Origin of the sequence: Intestinimonas sp. (genome assembly GCF_026169115.1) — a bacterium.
Lineage (GTDB): Bacteria > Bacillota > Clostridia > Oscillospirales > Oscillospiraceae > Intestinimonas.
Genome location: NZ_JAPFEA010000056.1, coordinates 1 through 2,456, shown reverse-complemented (window position 1 = coordinate 2,456; position 2,456 = coordinate 1). Strand labels below are relative to the sequence as shown.

The 2,456-nt window shown below is 62.1% G+C and carries 5 protein-coding genes; all 5 read right to left on the bottom strand.

The window, feature by feature from the left end:
• Positions 1 to 255 (bottom strand): hypothetical protein (locus Q0Y09_RS05525; RefSeq protein WP_297718811.1); only part of this gene is annotated, 255 nt, incomplete at its 3' end.
• Positions 255 to 383 (bottom strand): hypothetical protein, encoded by a 129-nt coding sequence (locus tag Q0Y09_RS05520; RefSeq protein ID WP_297718808.1) that lies wholly within the window; start codon positions 381 to 383, stop codon positions 255 to 257. The genes Q0Y09_RS05525 and Q0Y09_RS05520, both read right to left, overlap by 1 nt.
• 20 nt (positions 384 to 403) lie before the next feature.
• Positions 404 to 817: a hypothetical protein gene (locus tag Q0Y09_RS05515; RefSeq protein ID WP_297718804.1), complete on the bottom strand. Its 414-nt coding sequence runs from the start codon at positions 815 to 817 to the stop codon at positions 404 to 406.
• An 11-nt stretch (positions 818 to 828) separates the two neighbouring features.
• Positions 829 to 1,269: a phage tail tube protein gene (locus Q0Y09_RS05510; RefSeq protein WP_297718801.1), complete on the bottom strand. Its 441-nt coding sequence runs from the start codon at positions 1,267 to 1,269 to the stop codon at positions 829 to 831.
• Between the two features lie 12 nt (positions 1,270 to 1,281).
• Complete coding sequence (locus Q0Y09_RS05505) at positions 1,282 to 2,400, bottom strand: phage tail sheath C-terminal domain-containing protein (RefSeq protein ID WP_297718798.1); 1,119 nt, start codon at positions 2,398 to 2,400, stop codon at positions 1,282 to 1,284.
• Between the last annotated feature and the right edge of the window lie 56 nt (positions 2,401 to 2,456).

The following is a 2,456-nucleotide window of genomic DNA, read 5'->3' as shown; positions in this document are numbered from 1 at the left end:
TTCCCGCTCCGCGTCGGTGGCAGCATCCCCCAGGGCCTCCATGGCCTTGCGTGTCTGCTCCACCTGTTCCCTGGCCTGCTTCAGGTCGATGTTCTTCAGCTGCAGCCGGGTGTTTTCCAGGGTGGTCAGCCGCTGCTGGAGTCCCTCGGCGTCTGTTTTGAACTCATTGAGAGAGTTCTTCATCTTCACGATGGATTGAGACAAATTGTCCGTCACGGAAAAGGCGATGCTGGCATCCGTACTCCGGCTTGGCATCAGATCTCACCGTCCTTTCTGCGCTTGTGGTCGATGAGCAGCGCGCAGACCACCGCCCGCTCTCCCGGAGGACGCCGCAGGAAATCCCCCGGGAAAATGCCGTGGTCCAGCAGCAGCCGCTGGGCCACGGCCAGGTCGGCGCGCCCGGTCAGTTTTTTTCCAGATCCTCCACAGCGGCGTCAATGGCCGCCGCCTGCATGGTCTCGGGGGCTACCGGCACCACACTGCCTACGGCATAGCCGTGAAGCTGGTCGATGGCCCGGCACACCTTCTCCACCTCGCCCTTCCGAAGCAGCTTTTTCAGGGCATCCACGGGTGTGGCACAGCCCTTTTTGTCGTGGTACCACGCCTTGTCCCTCATCTCGGGGTGGTTGGTCACGGCCGCCAGGATGAGATGGAGCTGGGCCTCCGGCTCCCGGGTCAGTTTGATGAGTTTGTCGTAGGGCAGCTCCCGCAGCTCCAGCACGATATTCAGCCGGGGCAGCTTCACCGCCGAGGTCTCCGGTTCAAACTCCGGCAGGTCCAGCAGACTGTTGACCACAGATTTTTCTTTCGTTGCCATAAGATCACTCCTTAATCCGAATCGATCTGATCCAGGAACTCATAGCGGCTGAAGGTGAAGGGGGTCGTCACCTTGCCCACCGTGGCCGCCTGCCAGTCCGCCAGCGTGAGGTCATCGAAGCTCACATTATAGACAGCCACCCGCTCTGCTCCCCAGCTGTCCGGGTCCTTCAGCTTGGAGACGATGGTAAAGCGGCGGTCGATACCATTCTGGAGATCTCCCATTTTTTGAATCAAGCCGGAGTCCACCTTGTAGAGGGTCAGACTGCCGGTGCCTCTGGCGCTAAGTGCCTTGACGTCGGACATGAACTGACCGCACAAATTGATGGTTTCCTTGTTGATAGTCACCTTTAGCTGGCAGGCGGTGCACTCGGCCACCTGTTCTCCGTCCAACCATATATATCCCCACAGTCCATTGAGCACACGTTTTGTGACATCAATGTTTGTTGCCATGTCGTTCCCTCCTTACGCCGCCAGGGTGGCCGCCGCGTGGAAGATCACCTGGAAGTCCTCCATGGCGTCCACCAGCCGGCCGCCGCACTTGATAAAGACCCAGCTCCCGGTCTGGTACTCCTTGAGCTGCTGCTCGGTGAGATCGGCGGTCTCCACCCCCTGGGCCTTGAGCCACCGCTCCTGAGCATCCAGGTCGATCTCCGCCCAGCTCTCCCCGGGATTGAGCACCCCGGCGCTCTCCAGATAGGCGAAGTACTCCCGGATGGCGGTGAGCAGCAGGCACTTGTTGTCATAGGTGTTGGGATAGCGGCCAATGTACTGCCCCTGGATGGTGGTGCGCAGGTAGTAGGTGATGAGATCCATCCCCTCCACGATCTTGATCCTGCTCCAGTCGGCGTTGCCGGTGGCCGGGACGGTGGTCAGGGAGTTGACCCCCCGAGCGATCTTGGCCACCTGGCCGTCGTGGATCAGGATGAGGTTGCCCCCATTGATGGCCGTCTTCTGCTCGGTCTCGCTGCGGGGTGTCACCGCCGTCAGCTCCTCCAGGGGGGCGTAGGTGCAGGACATGCCCATGGGGATGCCCGCCAGCACCCCAGCCATGCGGGAGGCGTACTCCGCCGCCGTGTAGGTGGTCTTCCCCGCCGCGATGGCCCCGTCGGTCTCGGTGAAGGAGATGACGCCCATATCGTCAGGGGGTGCGGCGGGATTGGCCTCCACCAGCTTCTCGGTGAAGTAGTTCTTCCGCCGCTCCTTTACCCAGGTCTCCAGCAGGGTCTTTTCCGCCTCCGTCACGTCCGGGGGCGGGGCGATGTAGTCCAGGCTCTGGTTCTCGATGAGCTTCAGGCCGGCGGCCAGAGCCGTGGTGTCCTCGGTACCGGGGGCGATGACCACCGCCACCACCTTGCTGGGCGCTCCCCGGTCGGTGCCGGTGAAGGCCCTGGACAGATAAGCCCGGTTGGCCTCCCCCAGCTCTGTGGGGATGCCGGCAGCGTTGGTGAGCTGGTGGACGCCCTGGGCCTGGGTATCCCGCACAAAGACGCCCACAAAGCCCTTCTTGCTCCGGTTGGCCGCCGCCCGTGCCGCCTTCTGGAAGGTGATGGTCAGGCTGGGCAGACCAATACTCGTTGCCATAAGATCACTCCTTCGTCGAAATGTTGAGTGCATAGTGTTCCATGAGGGGCACGTCG